Annotated in this window: 20 protein-coding genes and 1 tRNA gene; 7 read left to right on the top strand and 14 right to left on the bottom strand. The window is 71.7% G+C overall.

The window, feature by feature from the left end:
* A partial coding sequence (locus L1885_RS08875; protein ID WP_235796466.1) for a LuxR C-terminal-related transcriptional regulator occupies window positions 1-577 on the top strand: 577 nt, incomplete at its 5' end.
* Here L1885_RS08875 and L1885_RS08870 read toward each other — a convergent pair.
* Window positions 530-1033 (bottom strand): MarR family winged helix-turn-helix transcriptional regulator, encoded by a 504-nt coding sequence (locus L1885_RS08870; protein WP_235796465.1) that lies wholly within the window; start codon window positions 1031-1033, stop codon window positions 530-532. The genes L1885_RS08875 and L1885_RS08870 overlap by 48 nt on opposite strands.
* Before the next feature lie 129 nt (window positions 1034-1162).
* On the opposite strand from L1885_RS08870, the gene L1885_RS08865 reads away from it, so the two are divergent.
* On the top strand, window positions 1163-2026 hold the full coding sequence (locus L1885_RS08865; protein WP_235796464.1) for a trans-aconitate 2-methyltransferase: 864 nt from the start codon (window positions 1163-1165) through the stop codon (window positions 2024-2026).
* A complete protein-coding gene (locus tag L1885_RS08860) occupies window positions 2023-2388 on the top strand; it encodes a VOC family protein (RefSeq protein ID WP_235796463.1) in 366 nt (121 codons plus the stop codon). The genes L1885_RS08865 and L1885_RS08860 overlap by 4 nt, the downstream gene beginning before the upstream one ends.
* Window positions 2389-2428: 40 nt before the next feature.
* Here the strand turns inward: L1885_RS08860 and L1885_RS08855 are convergent, their stop codons facing one another.
* From L1885_RS08855 to L1885_RS08840, 4 genes are all read right to left on the bottom strand, one after another.
* Complete coding sequence (locus L1885_RS08855) at window positions 2429-3031, bottom strand: Uma2 family endonuclease (protein WP_235796462.1); 603 nt, start codon at window positions 3029-3031, stop codon at window positions 2429-2431.
* A gap of 125 nt (window positions 3032-3156) precedes the next feature.
* Window positions 3157-3759, bottom strand: a complete 603-nt coding sequence (locus tag L1885_RS08850) for a Uma2 family endonuclease (protein WP_235796471.1) — start codon at window positions 3757-3759, stop codon at window positions 3157-3159.
* Between the two features lie 125 nt (window positions 3760-3884).
* On the bottom strand, window positions 3885-4586 hold the full coding sequence (locus tag L1885_RS08845) for a TetR/AcrR family transcriptional regulator (RefSeq protein WP_235796470.1): 702 nt from the start codon (window positions 4584-4586) through the stop codon (window positions 3885-3887).
* 127 nt (window positions 4587-4713) lie between these two features.
* Window positions 4714-5706 carry an acyl-CoA desaturase gene (locus L1885_RS08840; protein WP_235796461.1) on the bottom strand — a complete coding sequence of 331 codons (993 nt, stop codon included), beginning with the start codon at window positions 5704-5706 and terminating at the stop codon, window positions 4714-4716.
* A gap of 335 nt (window positions 5707-6041) precedes the next feature.
* On the opposite strand from L1885_RS08840, the gene ppc reads away from it, so the two are divergent.
* On the top strand, window positions 6042-8732 hold the full coding sequence (gene ppc, locus L1885_RS08835) for a phosphoenolpyruvate carboxylase (protein WP_235796469.1): 2691 nt from the start codon (window positions 6042-6044) through the stop codon (window positions 8730-8732).
* A gap of 262 nt (window positions 8733-8994) precedes the next feature.
* Here the strand turns inward: ppc and L1885_RS08830 are convergent, their stop codons facing one another.
* The 7 genes from L1885_RS08830 to L1885_RS08800 all read right to left on the bottom strand — a co-directional run bounded on the left by L1885_RS08830 (window position 8995) and on the right by L1885_RS08800 (window position 15298).
* On the bottom strand, window positions 8995-9471 hold the full coding sequence (locus L1885_RS08830) for a hypothetical protein (RefSeq protein ID WP_235796460.1): 477 nt from the start codon (window positions 9469-9471) through the stop codon (window positions 8995-8997).
* Between the two features lie 207 nt (window positions 9472-9678).
* Window positions 9679-10281 (bottom strand): aminoacyl-tRNA hydrolase, encoded by a 603-nt coding sequence (gene pth / locus L1885_RS08825; RefSeq protein WP_235796468.1) that lies wholly within the window; start codon window positions 10279-10281, stop codon window positions 9679-9681.
* Between the two features lie 172 nt (window positions 10282-10453).
* Window positions 10454-11047 (bottom strand): 50S ribosomal protein L25/general stress protein Ctc, encoded by a 594-nt coding sequence (locus L1885_RS08820; RefSeq protein ID WP_235796459.1) that lies wholly within the window; start codon window positions 11045-11047, stop codon window positions 10454-10456.
* A gap of 618 nt (window positions 11048-11665) precedes the next feature.
* On the bottom strand, window positions 11666-12643 hold the full coding sequence (locus tag L1885_RS08815; protein ID WP_235796458.1) for a ribose-phosphate diphosphokinase: 978 nt from the start codon (window positions 12641-12643) through the stop codon (window positions 11666-11668).
* 130 nt (window positions 12644-12773) lie between these two features.
* Window positions 12774-14222 (bottom strand): bifunctional UDP-N-acetylglucosamine diphosphorylase/glucosamine-1-phosphate N-acetyltransferase GlmU, encoded by a 1449-nt coding sequence (gene glmU / locus L1885_RS08810; RefSeq protein WP_235796457.1) that lies wholly within the window; start codon window positions 14220-14222, stop codon window positions 12774-12776.
* 118 nt (window positions 14223-14340) lie between these two features.
* A tRNA-Gln gene (locus L1885_RS08805) sits at window positions 14341-14412 on the bottom strand.
* Between the two features lie 28 nt (window positions 14413-14440).
* On the bottom strand, window positions 14441-15298 hold the full coding sequence (locus L1885_RS08800; RefSeq protein WP_235796456.1) for a hypothetical protein: 858 nt from the start codon (window positions 15296-15298) through the stop codon (window positions 14441-14443).
* Window positions 15299-15453: 155 nt separating this feature from the next.
* On the opposite strand from L1885_RS08800, the gene L1885_RS08795 reads away from it, so the two are divergent.
* A complete protein-coding gene (locus L1885_RS08795; protein WP_235796455.1) occupies window positions 15454-16857 on the top strand; it encodes a sensor histidine kinase in 1404 nt (467 codons plus the stop codon).
* A gap of 117 nt (window positions 16858-16974) precedes the next feature.
* Here the strand turns inward: L1885_RS08795 and L1885_RS08790 are convergent, their stop codons facing one another.
* Both L1885_RS08790 and L1885_RS08785 read right to left on the bottom strand, forming a co-directional pair.
* A complete protein-coding gene (locus L1885_RS08790) occupies window positions 16975-17472 on the bottom strand; it encodes an SUKH-3 domain-containing protein (RefSeq protein ID WP_235796454.1) in 498 nt (165 codons plus the stop codon).
* Between the two features lie 207 nt (window positions 17473-17679).
* Window positions 17680-18210 carry a YwqJ-related putative deaminase gene (locus L1885_RS08785; RefSeq protein WP_235796467.1) on the bottom strand — a complete coding sequence of 177 codons (531 nt, stop codon included), beginning with the start codon at window positions 18208-18210 and terminating at the stop codon, window positions 17680-17682.
* Window positions 18211-18611: 401 nt separating this feature from the next.
* Here L1885_RS08785 and L1885_RS08780 point away from each other — a divergent pair, with 401 nt between their 5' ends.
* Together L1885_RS08780 and L1885_RS08775 are read left to right on the top strand one after the other, a co-directional pair.
* Complete coding sequence (locus L1885_RS08780; RefSeq protein ID WP_235796453.1) at window positions 18612-19586, top strand: SMI1/KNR4 family protein; 975 nt, start codon at window positions 18612-18614, stop codon at window positions 19584-19586.
* 5 nt (window positions 19587-19591) lie between these two features.
* Window positions 19592-20066 (top strand): SUKH-4 family immunity protein (locus L1885_RS08775; protein ID WP_505016771.1); only part of this gene is annotated, 475 nt, incomplete at its 3' end.

Genomic DNA, 20066 nt, shown 5'->3' with positions numbered 1-20066 from the left:
GGGCGGGCCGGGTGCCGCCGCACCCGGCCCCGAGGGCGGCGGCGAACTGGTGTTCGTCGACGGCCTGTCGCTCGTCGCCGGGGTGCGCACGAGCCAGCCCTCGGTGCGCACGGTCGTGCTGGCCGAGCGCGACGACCCGCGCCGCGCGGCGCTCGCGCTGCAGGCCGGCGCGTCGGGCTGGGTCGCCAAGGACTGCTCGCTGCAGCGGCTGCTCGCCGTGATCAGGGGTGTCCTGCGCGACGAGACGCACCTGCCGCCCGCGCTGCTGACGGGGGTCCTCAGGGAGCTGACGGCCGCCCGCAAGCACCGCACGGAGAGCGAGCGCCTCGTGGAGTCGCTCACGCCGCGCGAGCGCGAGGTGCTGCGCTGCATGGTCGCGGGGCTCGGCCGCAAGGCCGTCGCCGAGCGGCTGTTCCTCTCCCCGCACACCGTCCGCACGCACATGCAGAACGTGCTCGGCAAGCTCGGCGTGCACTCCACCCTGGCCGCCGTCGCGCTCGCGCGCCGGGCCGGTGTGGGACCGGCGGAGCTAGCCGGCCCCGGGGACGTTGTCGAACGGGGCGGTCAGCTGGCGTAGCAGCCCCGCCAGCTCGCCGCGCTGCGCGCGGGACAGCTCGGACAGGAGTGCGCGCTCCTGGTCGAGCAGTCCCGCGAGCGCCTGGTCGGCCCGGTCCCGGCCCTCGGGCGTCAGCCGGACGAGGACGCCACGGCGGTCGCTGGGATCGGGCAGCCGCTCGACGAGGCCCTTCTTGGCCAGGCGGTCGATGCGGTTGGTCATCGTGCCCGACGTGACGAGCGTCTGGGTCAGCAACTGGCCCGGAGAGAGCTGGTACGGCGTGCCCGCGCGGCGCAGGGACGTCAGGACGTCGAACTCCCACGGCTCCAGGCTGTGCTCGGTGAACGCGAGCCGTCGCGCGCGGTCGAGGTGCCGAGCCAGCCTGGACACGCGGCTGAGCACCTCCAGCGGCTCCACGTCCAGGTCGGGGCGCTCCCGGCGCCACGCCGCGACCAGTCGGTCGACCTCGTCCTCCATGGTCGTCAGTGTAGTTGGTCCCTCGACATGAAGTCTCTTGACGTCAAGATATATTCGGGTGCAGGGTGGTGCCACGCCCCCGGACGGCGCGCCGCGACGTCCGGCCGACCCCGTCCGAAAGGCACCCGCATGCCCGCACAGCCCCCGCCCGACCGGCCGGCACCCGCCTCCGGCACACCCGCCTGGGACCCGGCCCAGTACCTGCGGCACGCCGGCCACCGCGCGCGCCCCTTCCTCGACCTCCTCGCCCGCGTGCAGGACCCGCCCGCCGCGGGCGGCGCGCCCCGCGTCGCCGACCTCGGCTGCGGCCCCGGCAACGTCACCGCGCTGCTCGCCGAGCGCTGGCCCGCCGCCCGCATCACCGGCCTCGACACGTCGAGGGCCATGCTCGACCGGGCCCGCACCGAACACGAGGGCCCCACCCCCGGCGGCGGCTCGCTCGACTTCCGCGAGGCGGACGCCGCGACCTGGGTGCCCGACGAGAGGTACGACCTCATCGTCTCGAACGCCACCCTCCAGTGGGTCCCCGGCCACGCCGCGTCGTTCCCGGCCTGGCTGGACGGCCTCACCCCCGGCGGCACGTTCGCCTTCCAGGTCCCCGGCAACTTCGACGCCCCCAGCCACACGATCCTGCGCGAGATCGCCGCCTCGCCGCGCTGGCGCTCCCGCCTCGGCGGACTGCTGCGCTCCGCGCCCGTCCTGGAGCCCGCCGACTACCTCACCACGCTGCTCGGCCTCGGCTGCGACGCCGACGTCTGGGAGACGACCTACCTCCAGGTCCTCCAGGGCGAGGACCCCGTCCTCGACTGGGTCAAGGGCACGGCGCTGCGGCCCGTACTGACCGAACTCGGGGCCGAGGACGACGGCGGAGCGGCCGCGGCCGCCTTCATCGCCGAGTACCGCGACGCGCTGCGCAAGGCCTACCCGCCCACCCCGCACGGCACGGTCTTCCCCTTCCGCCGCCTCTTCGCCGTCGCCCGGCGCCCCGCATGACGCTCACCGCCGTCGACCACGTGCAGCTCGCCGCGCCGCCGGGCTCTGAGGACGCGCTGCGTGCCTTCTACGGGGGAGTGCTGGGGATGGACGAGGAGCCGAAACCCCCGGCGCTCGCGGCCCGCGGCGGGTGCTGGTTCCGGTCGGCGGGCGTCCGCCTCCACCTGGGCATCGAGGAGGACTTCCGCCCCGCCCGCAAGGCACACCCCGGCCTGCTCGTCACGGGCATCGACGCGTACGCAGCCCGCCTGGCGGCCCGCGGCGCCGACATCACCTGGGACGACGCCCTCCCCGGCCACCGCCGCTTCCACACCCACGACCCGGTGGGCAACCGGCTCGAAATCCTGGAGCCGCGGACCTGACGGCGCGCACGCCGCCGCCCGGCGTCCGGGCGGGCCCCGGTCACAGCGTGCGCAGGGCGTCCAGGGAGATGTCGATGTCGATGTCGAAGGGGACGGTGGTCTTCAACCGGTCGTGGTGGATGCCGGTGAGCCCGTAGGCGCGGGTGACGGCGTCGAGCTCGTAGACGTGGACCACGGGGTGCCCGTCCGCCTCGGCCCTCTCGACCAGCCAGAAATGCGCGATGCCCGCTTCCGCGTACCGGACCGGCCTGGTCTTGCGGTCCCTCGCCTGCGACTCGGGCGAGACGACCTCGATCGCCAGCACCACGTCCGCCGCGACGAAGGACGTCTGCGACAGGCCCTCCACCGCCTCCGCGCGCACCACCGAGATGTCGGGCTCCAGTGCCGTGCGGCGATCGATGCGGACCGCCATCTCGGGTTCGACCGACAGGTGCTCCGGCGCGGCGGCGTCCAGCATCCGGCTGAGCACGTGGATGACGCGGGCGTGGAAGCGGCGCTGCGGGCTCGCGAAGACGAGACTTCCGTCGATCATCTCGGTGTGCGGCGGGAGTTCCGGCAGCGTGAACAGGTCGTCGACCGTGTAGCCGTCCTGCGGGGGCACCGGCCACCTGGACAGGTCGTTCCCGGGCGGCTCGGCGGTCATGGTTCCTCCCATGGGCGCGACGGCAGGCCTACCGCCTCACCGTAGCCGCCACTTCGGCCCCGCGTCATCACTACGAGTGATCGACACGGGGGCCGGGGTCGACGGCCGCACGGCACGGCGCCCGGTCACAGCGTGCGCAGGGCGTCCAGAGAGATGTCGATGTCGATGTCGAAGGGGACGGTGGTCTTCAGTTGTTCGTGGTGGATCCCGGTGAGCCCGTAGGCGCGGGTCGGCAGGTCCAACGCATACGCGTGAACGACCGGATGGTGATCACTGCCCGCCCGCTCCACCAGCCAGAAGTTGGGGATGCCTGCCCTGGCGTACTTCAGCGGCTTCGTCTCACGATCCCGCGACTCCGACTCCGGTGAGACGACCTCCACGACCAGAACGACGTCCTCGGCCCGGTAGCGGGTCCTCTCGCCGTCCACCACGCGCGCGTCGACGACACACAGGTCGGGTTCCGGCGCGTTGCGGTCGTTGAGCACCACGGTCATTTCGCGGCGGACCCTCATTTCCGGCGGTGCCGTTCTGCGCAAACCCGTGACCAGCAGGTCCGTCGTCACGGTATGAAAGTCGCGCTGCGCACTCACGAAGACCAGGCTCCCGTCGATCAGCTCTGTGTGCGGCGGGAGATCCGGAAGCGTGAACAGGTCGTCCACGGTGTAGCCGTCCACGGGGGGTGTGGGCCAGCGCTGAAGTGCTCCGTCCGGCAGGGACTCGGCGGTCATGGTTCCTCCCATGGGCGCGACGGTAGGCCTACCGCCTCACCGTAGCCGCCGCTTCGGCCCCGCGTCATCACTACGAGTGAGCGACACGGCGAGCCCCGCCGGGAGGCACGGCAGAGCCCCCGGACTCAGACCTTGCGGTGGCCTATCATCCGCGGCTTCGCCTCCAGGTTGCCCAGGCCGTGCCAGGCCAGGTTCACCAGGTGCGCCGCCACCTCGGCCTTCTTCGGGCGGCGGGCGTCCACCCACCACTGGCCCGTCAGGGCCACCATGCCCACCAGCGCCTGCGCGTACAGGGGGGCGAGCTTCGGCTCGAAGCCGCGCGCCTTGAACTCCAGGCCGAGGATGTCCTCGACCTGCGTCGCGATGTCACTGATCAGCGACGCGAACGTACCCGTGGACTGGGCGACGGGGGAGTCCCGCACGAGGATGCGGAAGCCGTCCGTGTACGCCTCGATGTAGTCCAGCAGCGCGAACGCGGCCTGCTCCAGCAGCTCCCGCGGATGGCCCGCCGTGAGCGCGCCCGTCACCATGTCCAGCAGCTGGCGCATCTCGCGGTCCACGACGACCGCGTACAGGCCCTCCTTGCCGCCGAAGTGCTCGTACACCACCGGCTTGGACACCCCGGCCTTCGCCGCGATCTCCTCCACCGACGTGGACTCGAAGCCCTTCTCCGCGAAGAGGGTGCGGCCGATGTCGAGCAGCTGCTGGCGGCGCTCCGCCCCGGTCATCCGGACCCGGCGCGCGCGTCTGCCCGGGGCGGGACGGCCGGCCTTGCCGCCACCACCCGCACTGTTCGAACTCGTGTCGGTCGCCACGGGCGCCATCATGCCCCATCGGCCCGTGAGGACCCCGGGCATCGAAGCCCCACACGGGACGGCAGGCCCGTTACGCCTGCCGTCCCGGGACCCGACAGTCCCCGGCGGCCCGCTCGGGCCCCCGCCCGGGACGGCCGCGTCAGGCGGCGTTCGCCCGCGCCGGCGTCCGCTTCGCGCTGATCCGCTCCGCGCTCGGCCACCGCACGTCGTGCGCCCAGCCGAACCGCTCGAACCAGCGGATCAGCCGCGCACTGGAGTCGATCTGCCCGCGCAGCACGCCGTGACGCGCGCACGTCGGATCCGCGTGGTGCAGGTTGTGCCACGACTCGCCGCACGACAGGATCGCCAGCCACCACACGTTCCCGCTGCGGTCACGCGACTTGAAGGGGCGCTTGCCGACCGCGTGGCAGATCGAGTTGATCGACCACGTCACGTGGTGCAGCAGCGCGACCCGCACCAGCGAGCCCCAGAAGAACGCCGTGAACGCGCCCGTCCACGACATCGTCGCCAGACCGCCCACCAGCGGCGGCACCAGCAGCGACACCAGCGTCCACATCGCGAACTGCTTGGAGACCATCCGAATGGCGGAATCCTTGATCAGGTCGGGCGCGTACTTGTGCTGCGGGGTCTGCTCCTCGTCGAAGAGCCAGCCGATGTGCGCCCACCACAGCCCCTTCATCAGGGCCGGCAGCGTCTCGCCGAAACGCCACGGGGAATGGGGGTCCCCCTCGGCGTCCGAGAACTTGTGGTGCCTGCGGTGGTCGGCGACCCAGCGCACGACCGGGCCCTCCACCGCCATCGAGCCCATCACCGCCAGCGCGATCCGCAGCGGACGCTTCGCCTTGAAGGCCCCGTGCGTGAAATGGCGGTGGAAGCCGATCGTGATGCCGTGGCACCCGATGTAGTACATGACGACCATGAGGCCCAGGTCGAGCCAGCTGATGCCGCCCCATCGCCAGGCCAGCGGGATCGCGGCGATCAGCGCCACGAACGGCACGAAGATGAACAGCAGCAGGGCCAGCTGCTCGATGGAGCGCTTCTTGTCGCCGCCGAGCGTGGCGGACGGGAGCGGTGCGCCGGACGGCGCGGAGTGGGGGGAGGAGTCTTCGATCACTTCGGGGGTTGTGGTCATGGGGATCCCCTGGGGTGAGATATACGGCAGTTGCCCGGATACGGGTGCGTAACCTACGGCATCGTAAGTATGGCAGTGAGCAACGTCGCCACAAGAGGTCTGTGGATAACGTCGGGCAACGGGCACCTATCCTTGTGCCCGTCGGACAGCGCGGTCCGCACGACCGGCTGCCCCACGACGACCGGCAGGCGGTCCCGAAGTCTCCAGAACCCTCCAGACGTGCTCAAACACTGCAAGGAGCCGCACCTGTGAGCAGTGCCGACCAGACCACGAGCCAGGCCGCCCCGGCCCCCAGCGCCCTTTCCGCCTCCGCCGGCGCCGCCGCGAACGCCGAATTGCGGTCCGACATCCGCCGCCTCGGCGACCTCCTCGGCGAGACCCTCGTACGGCAGGAGGGACAGGAACTCCTCGACCTCGTCGAACGGGTCCGCGCCCTCACCCGCGAGGACGGCGAGGCAGCCGCCGAGCTGCTCGGCGAGACCGACCTGAACACCGCGGCCAAGCTGGTCCGCGCCTTCTCCACCTACTTCCACCTCGCCAACGTCGGCGAGCAGGTCCACCGCGGCCGGGAAATGCGCGAACGCCGCGCCGCCGAAGGCGGACTTCTCGCCCGTACGGCCGACCGCCTCAAGGACGCCGACCCCGACCACCTGCGCGAGACCGTACGCAACCTCAACGTGCGCCCCGTCTTCACCGCACACCCCACCGAGGCCGCCCGCCGCTCCGTGCTCAACAAGCTGCGCCGCATCGCGGAACTGCTGGAGACCCCGGTCAACCCGTCCGACCGGCGCCGCCACGACCTGCGCCTCGCCGAGTCCATCGACCTGATCTGGCAGACCGACGAACTGCGCGTCGTACGGCCCGAGCCCGCCGACGAGGCACGCAACGCGATCTACTACCTCGACGAGCTCCACGCCAACGCCGTCGGCGACGTCCTGGAGGACCTCACCGCCGAACTCGAGCGCGTCGGCGTCGAGATGCCGCACGGCACCCGCCCCCTGAGCTTCGGCACCTGGATCGGCGGCGACCGCGACGGCAACCCGAACGTCACCCCCGACGTCACCCGCGAAGTCCTGATCCTCCAGCACGAGCACGGCATCACCGACGCGCTCGACATGATCGACACCCTCCGCGGGCAGCTCTCCAACTCCATCCGCTACACCGGCGCCACCGAGGAACTCCTCGACTCCCTCGCCACCGACCTGCAGCGCCTCCCGGAGATCAGCCCCCGCTACAAGCGCCTCAACGCCGAGGAGCCCTACCGGCTCAAGGCCACCTGCATCCGGCAGAAGCTCGTCAACACCCGCGAGCGCCTCGCCCGCAACACCCCCCACGAACCCGGCCGCGACTACCTCGGCACCGCCGAACTCCTCACCGACCTCACGCTCATCCAGACGTCCCTGCGCGAATACCGCGGCGGCCTCTTCGCGGACGGCCGCATGGACCGCACCATCCGCACCCTCGCCGCCTTCGGCCTCCAGCTCGCCACCATGGACGTACGCGAACACGCCGACGCCCACCACCACGCCCTCGGCCAGCTGTTCGACCGGCTCGGCGAGGAATCCTGGCGCTACGCCGACATGCCCCGCGAGAACCGGCAGAGGCTCCTCGCCAAGGAACTCCGCTCCCGCCGCCCCCTCGCCCCCCGCCCCGCCCCCCTCGACGCCGCCGGCACCAAGACCCTCGGCGTCTTCCACACCATCAAGCAGGCCTTCGAACGCTTCGGCCCCGAAGTCATCGAGTCCTACATCATCTCGATGTGCCAGGGCGCCGACGACGTCTTCGCCGCCGCCGTCCTCGCCCGCGAAGCCGGCCTCCTCGACCTGCACGGCGGCTGGGCCAAGATCGGCATCGTGCCGCTGCTGGAGACCACCGACGAGCTCCGCGCCGCCGACGTCATCCTCGACGAGATGCTCTCCGACCCCTCCTACCGCCGCCTCGTCTCCCTGCGCGGCGAGGTCCAGGAGGTCATGCTCGGCTACTCCGACTCCTCCAAGTTCGGCGGCATCACCACCTCCCAGTGGGAGATCCACCGCGCCCAGCGCCGGCTGCGCGACGTCGCCCACCGCCACGGCGTGCGCCTGCGCCTCTTCCACGGCCGCGGCGGCACCGTCGGCCGCGGCGGCGGCCCCTCCCACGACGCCATCCTCTCCCAGCCCTGGGGCACCCTCGAGGGCGAGATCAAGGTGACCGAGCAGGGCGAGGTCATCTCCGACAAGTACCTGATCCCGTCCCTCGCCCGCGAGAACCTCGAACTGACCGTCGCAGCGACACTGCAGGCCTCCGCACTGCACACCGCGCCCCGCCAGTCCTCCGAGGCGCTCGCCCGCTGGGACGCGGCCATGGACACCGTCTCCGACGCCGCGCACGCGGCCTACCGGAGGCTCGTCGAGGACCCCGACCTGCCCGCGTACTTCTTCGCCTCCACGCCCGTCGACCAGCTCGCCGACCTCCACCTCGGCTCCCGGCCCTCCCGCCGCCCCGACTCCGGGGCCGGCCTCGACGGCCTGCGCGCCATCCCCTGGGTGTTCGGCTGGACCCAGTCCCGGCAGATCGTGCCCGGCTGGTTCGGCGTCGGCTCCGGCCTCAAGGCACTGCGCGAGGCCGGCCTCGACTCCGTGCTCGAAGAGATGTACGAGCAGTGGCACTTCTTCGGCAACTTCGTGTCGAACGTCGAGATGACCCTCGCCAAGACCGACCTGCGGATCGCCCGCCACTACGTCGACACCCTCGTCCCCGACAACCTGAAGCACGTCTTCGCCGACATCGAGGCCGAACACGCCCTCACCTGCCAGGAGATCCTCCGCATCACCGGTGGCGAGAAGCTCCTCGACTCCAACAAGGTCCTCCAGCAGACGTTCGCCATCCGCGACGCCTACCTGGACCCGATCTCCTACCTCCAGGTCGCCCTGCTGGCCCGCCAGCGCAAGGCCGCCGAGGCCCAGGAGGCCCCCGACCCGCTGCTCGCCAGGGCCCTGCTCCTGACGGTCAACGGCGTCGCGGCCGGCCTGCGCAACACCGGCTGACGCCCCGCCCCGCACCACGAACGCCCCACGGCCGCACGGGAGACACCCTCCGTGCGGCCGTGGGCCGTCCCGGGACCGCACGGACGCACCGGGAGCCCACTCGCCACGGGCGACGCACCGGGAAACCCGCTCACCACGGGCGCACCGGGAAACCCGCTCACCACCGACGCACCCGGAATCCGCTCACCACCGACGCACCCGGAATCCGCTCACCACGGGCGCACCGAGAACCCGCTCACCACGGGCGGCCGCGCCCCGCGGCTCACAGCAGCAGGAACGTGGCCAGCAACTGCGCCGCCCCCAGAGCCGACACGATCAGGCCGAACCGCCCCAGACGCATCCCGCCCGCTATCACCAGCCCCGCCAGCAGCAGCGCACCGCCCATCGGCACCCACGCGTGCAGGCTGCCCGCCGTGTCGCTGCGTACCACCTCGCGCGTACCCGGCTTCACCACCACCGGGAAACGCTCGCCCTTGCGCGCCGCCACCGAATCCTTGATCGTCATGTCCGACTCCGGGCCCGCAGGACCGTCCGGGTCGAACGACCCCGCGCACGTCGCGTCCCCGCACGCCGTCACCGCGAACTCCCCGTGCTGGCGGCCCTTGGCGAGCAGCACGTGCTGGGCCTCGCCCCACGACGCGTAGCCCCCGCCGACGAGCAGCACCACGGCGACCAGCGCCATCACCAGGGACCGGCCGACGGACAGCGCGGACCGCGAACTCGAGGACGTCGAAGGCATGGCCGGATCCTTGGCCATGGCATGGCTCCTCGTCAAACGCCCGCCAGGCCGCCCCCGCTGCCGCACACGTCCACCACCACCGGCCGGCCCCACCCGCAAGACGCCGCGTCCACCCGCCCGTTGCCCCCGAAGCACCGCACCGCACCCACGCGCGTGCCGCATGCCCCGGCCCGGCACCCGTCCGCCGGCACCCGGCGCGGCCGCCGCCTACGAGTCGTACGTCGCGCGCGCCTGCTCCAGGCCCTCGATCACCAGGGCCTCCACCGCGTCCGCCGCACGGTCCACGAAATAGTCCAGCTCCTTGCGCTCCGCGGACGAGAAGTCCTTCAGCACGAAGTCCGCGACCTGCATGCGGCCCGGCGGCCGGCCGATACCGAAACGCACCCGGTGGTAGTCCCGGCCCATCGCCTTCGTCATCGACTTCAGGCCGTTGTGGCCGTTGTCCCCGCCGCCCAGCCTCAGACGCAGCGCCCCGTGATCGAGGTCCAGCTCGTCGTGGACCGCCACGATGTGCGCCGTGTCCACCTTGTAGAAGTCCCGCAGCCCCGACACCGGGCCGCCGGACAGGTTCATGAACGACGTCGGCTTCGCGATCACCACGCGACGGCTGCCCGGACCCATCGGACCCAGCCTGCCCTCCAGCACTTGCGCCTGCGCCTTGCCGGCCCGCTTGAACGAGCCGCCGATCCGGGAGGCCAGCAGGTCGGCCACCATGAACCCCACGTTGTGGCGGTTGGCCGCGTACCCCGGGCCCGGATTGCCGAGGCCCACGATCAGCCAGGGCGCGGATCCATCCGTCGTCATCGTCAACAACCCTCGTAGCTCGTCGTGCTCGTGCTTGCTCGCACCGGTCCACGCCCGTTCACGCGCGTCCGTACGCACCGTAGGGACAGTGAACCAGCACCCGGCCGGGACACGCGTACGGGGCGGGCGGACCCTGCGGTCCACCCGCCCCGTGGCGTCAGTGCGGGGCTCGCGGGGCTCAGGCCTCCGCGGCCTCCTCCTCGCCCTCGGCGCCCTCGGCGGCCGGCTCCTCGGCCTGCGCGGCCAGCACCTGCAGGACGACGGCCTCCTCCTCGGTCACCAGCGTGGTGCCCGACGGCAGGGTGATGTCCTTCGCCAGGACCGCGTCGCCGACGGTCAGGCCCTCGACGGACACCGTGACCGACTCGGGGATGTGGGTGGCCTCGGCCTCGACGGAGACCGTGCTCAGCACGTGCTCCAGCAGGTTCTGGCCCGGGGCCAGCTCGCCCTCGGTCAGGACGTTGATCTCGACGGTGACCTTCTCGCCGCGCTTCACGGCCAGCAGGTCGACGTGCTCGATGAAGCCCTTCAGCGGGTCGCGCTGCACGGCCTTGGGGATGACCAGCTCGTTGCGGCCGTCGATGTCCAGGCTCAGCAGGACGTTCGCGGTCTTGAGCGCCATCATCAGGTCGTGGCCCGGGAGGGTGACGTGGACCGGCTCCGCGCCGTGGCCGTAGATCACGGCGGGCACCTTGCTGGCGCGACGGATGCGGCGGGCAGCGCCCTTGCCGAACTCGGTGCGGGTCTCAGAGGTGATCTTCAGCTCGGCCATGACGGCGGCTCCTTCAACAGCGGGGACGGATGCATTCCTTCGTCGTCACCCGGCCACCATCGGGCCTGCTGCATGGAGCGCGCGTCGATAACGGACCGCCGTCACGCGCGAACGCGTACGGCCTCCCTCGCCGAGCAACTGTAGAAGTCTACCCGGCGCGGGAGGCCGCCCAGAAATCGATCACCTCGGCAGGAAGCACGAGGCACGAGACGCGAGCGGGAGGCGCTGGGCACCAGGCGTCGGGTACGAGGCAGGAGCGGGAGCCGGGAGGCCCCCTGCAGACCCGCGAGCCCGGGGCACCGGACGCGAGGCGTCGGGTACGAGGTACGAGGTACCAGGGGAGGGCGGCCCGCGGGAGGGGCGCCAGGGACGGGGCAGCGGCAGCGACCGGCCCCACCCCCGTCCCGGGGCCGACGACGGGCCCGCGGCCGGGGCACCGGCCGGAAGCACGAAGGCGCGGGCGGAACCGCAGAAGCGTTACGCCTCAGCCGTCCCACCCGCGCCCACCGCACCAAACCCCGCAGGCTCACCCACCACACCAGTGACACCCGCGGACGTCATACACGCCGCACCCCGACCGAGGGCCGCCTCAGGCCGACACCGGCAGCGCCGAACCCGTCACGCTTCCTCGTCGAACAGGCTCGTCACCGAACCGTCCTCGAAGACCTCACGCACCGCACGCGCGATCGTCGGCGCGATCGACAGCACCGTGATCTTGTCCAGCGCCAGCTCACCCGGCGTCGGCAGCGTGTTGGTCAGCACGAACTCGCTCACCTTCGAGTTCTTCAGCCGGTCCGCCGCAGGACCCGACAGCACACCGTGCGTCGCCGTCACGATCACGTCCGCCGCACCGTGCGCGTACAGCGCGTCCGCCGCCGCACAGATCGTGCCACCCGTGTCGATCATGTCGTCGACCAGGACACACACACGGCCCTTCACGTCACCGACGACCTCGTGCACCGTCACCTGGTTCGCGACATCCTTGTCACGCCGCTTGTGGACGATCGCCAGCGGCGCACCCAGCCGGTCGCACCAGCGGTCCGCGACACGCACCCGGCCCGCGTCCGGCGACACGACCGTCAGCTTCGAACGGTCCACCTTCGCACCCACGTAGTCCGCCAGGACCGGCAGCGCGAAGAGATGGTCCACCGGACCGTCGAAGAACCCCTGGATCTGATCCGTGTGCAGGTCCACGGTCAAGATGCGGTCCGCACCCGACGTCTTCAGCAGATCCGCGATCAGCCGCGCCGAGATCGGCTCCCGCCCGCGGTGCTTCTTGTCCTGCCGCGCATACCCGTAGAACGGCATGATCACCGTGATCGAACGGGCCGACGCCCGCTTCAACGCGTCGATCATGATGAGCGTTTCCATGATCCACTTGTTGATCGGGGCAGTGTGGCTCTGAATCAGGAAGGCGTCCGCCCCACGCGCCGACTCCTGGTAGCGCACATAGATCTCGCCGTTCGCGAAATCGAACGCCTTCGTCGGAACGATCCCGACACCCAGCTGCTGCGCAACCTCCTCGGCCAGCTCGGGGTGGGCGCGGCCGGTAAAGAACATCAGCTTCTTCTCGCCGGTCGTCTTGATCCCGGTCACAGCACAGACTCCTCAGACGTGTCGGATGCTGCTGCACCCGCACGTACCGGGACCGGTACCTGCGAGCCAGCCGAATCGTGCAGATATACCGTACGCGAGAGCGAGCGGCCGGGTGCCGGTCAGCCCCTCGTCAGACGCCGTTCCCCGGCCCGTCGCCCGCCGCCTCCGCCGCCTTCGCCGCAGCCGACCCAGGACGCTTCCGAGCCACCCAACCCTCGATATTCCTTTGCTGGCCCCGGGCCACGGCCAGCGAACCGGACGGTACGTCCTTCGTGATCACCGAGCCCGCCGCCGTGTAGACACCGTCCCCGACCGTGACAGGCGCCACAAACATATTGTCGGACCCCGTCCGGCAATGCGACCCGATCGTCGTGTGGTGCTTCCGCTCCCCGTCGTAGTTCACGAACACGCTCGCCGCACCGATATTCGTGAAATCACCGATCGTCGCATCCCCCACATACGACAGGTGCGGAACCTTCGAACCCTCACCCACCGACGCGTTCTTCAACTCCACATACGTACCCGCCTTCGCCCGCAGCCCCAGCCGCGTCCCCGGCCGCAGATACGCGAACGGACCCACCAGCGCCTCGTCCCCCACGACCGCACCGTCCGACACCGTGTTGTCCACCCGCGCACCCGCACCCACCGACGTGTCGTGCAACCGCGAGTTCGGACCCACCTCCGCCCCCTCCGACAGATGCGTCGACCCCGACAACTGCGTGTTCGGATGCACCACCGAATCCGGCTCGAACGTCACCGTCACATCCAGCTGCACCGACGCGGGATCCACCACCGTCACCCCCGCCAGCATCGCCGCCTCCAGCAGCCGCGCATTCAGCAGAGAACGCGCCTCCGCCAACTGCACCCGGTTGTTGATCCCCAAAATCTCCCGGAAATCCCCCGCCACCGAAGCACCCACCCGGTGCCCCGCCTCCCGCAGGATCCCCAGCACGTCCGTCAGGTACTCCTCACCCTGACTGTTGTCCGTACGGACCTTCCCCAACGCCTCCGCCAGCAACCGCCCGTCGAACGCGAACACCCCGGAATTGATCTCCCGGATCGCCCGCTGCCCGTCACTCGCGTCCTTGTGCTCCACGATCGCCGTCACAGCACCACTCGCACCGTCCCGCACGATCCGGCCGTAGCCCGTCGCATCCGGCACCTCGGCCGTCAGCACCGTCACCGCGCTGCCGTCCGCCTCGTGCGACGCCACCAGCGCCGACAGCGTGCCGCCCGACAGCAACGGCGTGTCACCGGTCAGCACCACCACCGTCCCGTCCGGCACCGCACCCAGCTCCGCCAGCGCCGTACGCACCGCGTGCCCCGTACCCCGCTGCTCCGCCTGGAACGCCGTGCGCACACCCTCGTACGCGCCGGCGAGGTGCGCCTCCACCTGCTCCCGGGCATGGCCCACCACCACGACCAGCTCCTGGGGATCGAGTGCGCGGGAGGCGGTGACGACGTGGCCCACGAGCGACCGCCCGCAGATCTCGTGCAGGACCTTCGGAGTCCGCGACTTCATGCGGGTGCCTTCCCCCGCTGCGAGGACGACGACGGCGGCCGGGCGATTGACGCTCACGGGATGGCCCTTCGGCTGTACAGGTGCTGGGACGTTCGCAGCTTAGCCGGGAGGGTTCGGAGGGGAGACGCGATCGGGCCCCGACCGGCGTGCGGTCGGGGCCCGAACTTCGCGAGTGCTCCCCTGCCAGGACTCGAACCTGGAACAAGTTATCCAAAGTAACCCGTGTTGCCTATTACACCACAGGGGATAGCACAAGCCACCAAAGCGGACATTTCTTAATCGGTGGCCGTGACGCCACTAACTATGCCGCACCACCAGCCCTCGACGCGACGGTATAGGTCGGCGCTGTCCTGCACCACGATGGTGAGGCAACCGTGATACCCGTCGGCGACGTTCTTGCGGACGGTCTTCGGGTTGTGCTTCTTGAGGGTCGCCCGCTGGAACGTCGACCGCTCCGTGCGGACGACGCGGGCCCAATGGTGCTCGGCTGCTGGTACATCGGCTGATTCGTGAATCGAGAGGCGAAACCTGAGTCTGTGTCGCTCGACTCCCAGTAGGTCGAGCCAGGCGAGATACAGGGAAATGATGTCCGCGTCGCTGTTGATGAGGACGACCCGCTCCCGCCGTGCGTACACCTTCTCCTTGGAGCCCTCGGCCCAGTAGAGGGCCACCCCCGCGACGAAGAGTTCGCGGTCGGGCATCCGGCCGATCTCGGCCCTCGCTGCCGCCTTCGTGCGCTGTCGCTCCTCGTCGCGGACCGCCAGTTCGTGCTCCCAGCGCTTGCGGGCGGCCAAGGTCGCCTGTTCCTTGGCGTCGAGGCGTTCCGGTTTCGGCAGGTCGCGCACCCAGAGGGAGATCGAGCCCTTCGAGCAGCCGAGTTCGAGCTGGATCTGGTCGTAGGTGAGGCCTTCGAGGCGCAGTGCGCGGGCCTTCTCGCGCAATTCGTCCTTGGCGTTCGGGCGGCGGGTCCAGGCGGGGGCGGGTTCGCCGTCGAGCAGGCGGTTGAGGAGATCGTTGTTGTGGATGTGGACGCGGTCGCGGATCTGCCGGCGGCTGAGGCCTTGTCGCCGAAGGGTCAGGACTTGTTTCCGTAAGTCCTCAAAATCCGTGTATCTGCTGTTCAGGTCGGTCATGTGGCGATCTTCCGGCGGAATGTTCGATTCCGATGATCGCTTCCGCCTGGTTCACCAGTTCGAGTTAACGGAGAGACGTTCTGTCGAATGTGTGATCGGTGGCATACCGGTCGGTCACCGGAAAATCGGATGCGGGCCCCTTTAGGCTGGGAGGCATGACCACGACGGGGGAGCACCGGGACGCCGCGGGAGGGACCACCCGCGGCTACTGGTGGTGGGAGCGGCGCCGGAGTGTCGCTCTCGATGTGGGGCTGGCCGCGGTGTCGGCCCTGGAGTGCGGTGTCGAGGGGGTCAGGTTCGCGCAGGCCTCCTCCCTGCCGGTCCCGCTGGGTGTGATCTTCGGATTGCTGGTGGGTTCGGTGGTGCTGGTGCGGCGCAGGTGGCCGTACGCGGTGGTGCTGGTGGCGGTGGCGGTGACGCCGGCCGAGATGGGGATCGTGCTGGGTCTGGTGGGCCTGTACGCGCTGGCCTCGTCGCAGGCGCCCCGGCGGATCATCGCGGCGCTGACGGCCATGTCGTTCGTGGCGGCGTTCATCGTGGCGTACGTGCGTACGCGGCAGGACGTGGGTGGGACGGCGTTGCACGCCGGTTCCTGGTACGTGCCGTTCCTGGCGGTGCTGGTGTCGGTGGGGGTGACGGCGCCGCCGGTGCTGCTCGGGCTGTACGTGGGGGCGCGGCGGCGGTTGATGGAGAGCCTGCGGGAGCGTGCGGACAGCCTGGAGGCGGAGCTGTCGCTGCTGGCGGACCGGGCGGAGCAGCGGGCGGAGTGGGCACGTACGGAGGAGCGGACGCGGATCGCGCGGGAGATGCACGACGTGGTGGCGCACCGGGTGAGTCTGATGGTGGTGCACGCGGCGGCGTTGCAGGCGGTGGCGTTGAAGGATCCGCCGAAGGCGGTGAAGAACGCGGCGCTGGTGGGGGACATGGGCCGGCAGGCGCTGACGGAGTTGCGGGAGATGCTGGGGGTGCTGCGTACGGGGGAGGCGGCGGCGGCCCGGAAGGCGTCGGGGGTGTCCGCGGAGGCGTCCGCGGCTGGGGTGGCGGCTTCCGCGGCGGCGGGTCCCGCGGGTGGGGGTGTGCCGCTGGCGGCGGTGGGGGTGGCTGCTGCGGCCGCTGCCGCGGCGGCCGCGGGGGACGGTCCTTGTCTGGGGGACATCGAGGTGCTCGTGGGGCAGTCGCGTGCGGCGGGCATGGTGGTGGAGCTGATGGTGCAGGGGGAGGCGCGGGTGTATGCGCCGGAGGTGGAGCAGACGGCGTACCGGGTGGTGCAGGAGGCGCTGACGAACGTCCACAAGCATGCGGCGGGGGCGGAGGTCGCGGTGCGGATCGCTCATCGGGGGCCGGAGATCGCGATGCAGGTGGAGAACGGCCCGTCGGGCGGGGGCGCGGCGGATGCGGGGCTGCCGTCGGGCGGCAACGGTCTGGTGGGGATGCGGGAGCGGGTGACGGCGCTGGGCGGGGTGTTCGTGTCGGGGAAGACCGATGCGGGCGGTTTCCGGGTGTCGGCGGTGCTGCCGGACGTGGTGGTGCGTGGGGCGGGCGTGGCGGCGTCGGTGTAGTGCGCCGGGTGGTGCTGCCGGGGGTGGTGGTGCGCGGGGGCGGCGGCGAGCTGCGGTGCGTCGGCGGGCGCCGGGCGGTGCCGCGGTGCCCGGCGGGTGCTCGGCTGGGGCTCCGCTTCAGTCCGTGGCGGCGGGGGTGAGGCGGGTGGGGTCGAGGCCGGTGAGCAGGGTGCCGAGCGCGGTGTCGATGTCGGCGCCGAGGTACCAGTCGCCGGTGTGGTCGATGCTGTAGACGCGTCCGGCGCGGTCGATCGCGAGGACGGAGTGTGCGTCGCACTCTTCGCCGAGGGGGCTGATCTCGGTGTCGAGGGAGCGCCCCAGGTCGGAGAGGGTGCGGGCGAGGTGGATGCCGGCGAGGGGGTCGACGAGGAGGGTGGCGGGGGCGATCTGGCGGCCGGGGCCGAGGGGGGCGATGCGGAGGTTGCCGAATTCGGCCCAGGCCTCGACGGCGGCGGGGAAGACGCGGTGGCGGTGCCCTGCGGGCGTGACGTACGAGCTGATGGTGTCGGCCCATTCCTCGGCCTGCTTGATGTCCCAGCGTCCGGGCTGCCAGCCGGCCTCGCGGAGGGCGGCGTCGACGGGGACGGGGAAGCGGGTGGTGGAGAGGTCGGGCATGGGTTGGTCAGCCGTTCTGCGTCGGGTTCGCCGGTCGTCGTCCTGACGGCGTTGCCGCGTCCGGGTGGGGCGTGGCGTGGGTGGTGCGTGCGGGTACCGGGGTGGCGTGCCTGTGGGGCGGCGGGTGCGGTTGCCGGGGCCTGTGGGGTGCCGGGTGGGGTGCCGGGCGGGTGCGGTCGCCGGGTGGTACGGGCCCGGTCCGCGAGGTCAGCTGTTCGTGGCGTTCTCCGACGGGTCGTGCGGGTGGACGCCGAAGTGCGCGAGGAGCGGTGCGCAGGAGCGGCAGGGCGGCGCGTAGGTGCCGTGCAGGGGGTCGCCGTCCTCGCGGATGCGGCGGGCGGTGAGTTTGGCGTGTTTGAGGGAGCGTCTGGCCTCGCCGGAGGTCAGGGGCTTCTTGCGGGCGCGTTTGGAGCGGCTCGCTTCGGCGCCGGTGAGGTGGCGGGACAGCAGGATCGCCTCGGGGCAGCGGCCGGTGAAGCGCTCGCGCTGGGCGGTGGCGAGCGTGTCGAGGAAGTCTTGGACGAGTGCGTGCAGTTGGGGCGGCTGGTCGGCCTTGCCCGCGGTGCAGGTGAGGGTTTCGCCGCGGACGGAGAGCGCGGCGGCGACGGCGGGCAGGATGCCGTCGCGGCGGTGGCCGGGGTGGGGCGGCGGGGGCGGTTCGGCGCTGCTCCAGCCGAGCCGGGGGTCGCCGCCCGGCGTTCGGGGGCCGGCGGGTCCGGGCCGGGCGGGGCCGGGCACGGTGTGCGGGGTCCCGTCCGCCGGTTCCGGTGCGGCCCCGGCCTGCTGCGGGGCCTGGGTGGCCGGTGCTTGGTCGTGCGTGTCTGTCGTCGGTGCGGTGCGCACTGTTCCTCGTCCCTCCCGTGCCCGTGGTGCCGGGTGTACGGGCTCGCGTCCCCCGGTTCGCGGGAACAGCCTGCCAAATGCGGGGGCTCCTCGGGTAGCGGGGGCGAAGATCGTGGCGTGGCGTCGGCGTACGGTCACGTGATTGTGACGGTTGGTGAGCGGTGCGGAGGTTTCGGGCGCGGTGGCGCGTCCGGCGTGCCGGGCGGGCGTACGGGGGCGGCGCCCGGCCCGGTTCGCGCCGGGGGGTCACCGCATAGGCTGTGCGGAACAGCCAGCTTCACCAGGGGGCAACCGCCATGACGACAGGTCGGCCCGGGCACGCCGCGCCACCGAACGCGGCCTACGCCGGGCAGGTCGTGCGATTTCCGGACCCGGTGCGGGCCGCTCGCCATCCGGCGGGCGTGCGCGTGGACGCGGACGGTTATCCGGACTTCACGCCGTACGCGCGTGCCGCCGCGGAGATAGCTGAGCCGCCCGCGGGTTTCGGGGTGGACGAACTGCGCCTGACGGACTACCTGTCGGCGAACGCGGCGCTGAGCGCGTCCGGTCACGAGCTGTGGGACACGATTCCGCGGGTGGCGACGCCGCACGGCTGGACGTGGCATCACGAGGTGCGTTCGCGTCGGCTGGTGCTCGTGCCGGTGGAGGTGAAGGCTCTGCTGCGGCACCACGGGGGTCTCGCGACGGCCGGGGTGGACCACGGCAAGCGGGGGACGCGGCCGTTGCAGGAGACGCGACCGGCGCATTTCGGGCTGCCGAAGGCGGGGTGGCCGGTGTCGGAGTCGCTGGTGGCGGCGGCGGAGGAGGAGCTGGGTTACCGGTTGCCCGCCGCGTACCGCTCGTTCTTGAAGGCGGCGGGGGGCTGCGCGCCGGTGGGGGCGGGGCTGGACGCTGAGTTGGGGCTGCTGGTGGACCAGCCGTTCTTCACGGTGCGTGACGAGGCGGCGGTCAACGACCTGGTGTATGTGAACAAGTGTCTGCGGGATCATCTGACGAAGGACTTCCTGGGGGTGGCGTTCGTGCAGGGCGGCCTGCTCGCGGTGAAGGTGCGCGGGGAGCGGCCGGGTTCGGTGTGGTTCTGCGCGTACGACGACGCCCGGGACCAGGACGGCTGGTCGGCGGGTGAGCGGATGGAGCGGCTGCTGCTGCCGTGCGGCGACGATTTCGACGCGTTCCTGCTGCGGCTCGCGGGCAATCCGCCGGAGCTCGCGACCGTGGCGAACCTGATGGTGGACGGCGGCTTCGCGCGCGCCGTCCCGGTGGAGGGGTGAGCGTGGTGGTGACGTTCGCGCAGGCGCAGGAGCGGGCCGGGGAGTGGGTCAACGGCGACGTGCCCGCGTATCAGCACCGGGCCGTGCACGTGCGGGAGTTCGATCTGGGGTTCGTTGCGTGGGCGGAGGACCGCGAGGGCGGTCCGGCTGTCGGCGGCGGGCTGCAGCGGCTGGTGATCGCGCGGGACAGCGGTGAGGTGACGCTGTGGCCGGGGATCGCGGTCGGCGAGGTGATCCGCCGCTTCGAGGAGGAGTACGGCGGGCAGGCCGAGACGGTGGTCGCGCCGGAGGCGCCGGCGCGGATCGACCTGAACCAGACGTCGTTCCTGCTGTCGCCGCCGGAGTGGCTGCAGGAGGCGGCGGACAAGCTGGGCATCCCGGATCGCCGGGGTGGCGCGGGGGAGGCGGGCGGCGAGGCGTCCGCGGGCGGCGCGGGCGGGGCCGTGCCTCGTGCCGACGGCGGGGGTGCGGCCGGGGCGG

It is taken from the genome of Streptomyces fuscigenes, from assembly GCF_021556455.1.
GTDB classification, from domain to species: domain Bacteria; phylum Actinomycetota; class Actinomycetes; order Streptomycetales; family Streptomycetaceae; genus Streptomyces; species Streptomyces fuscigenes.
The sequence above is the reverse complement of the archived record's forward strand: the minus strand, read 5'-3'. Positions and strand labels throughout refer to the sequence as shown.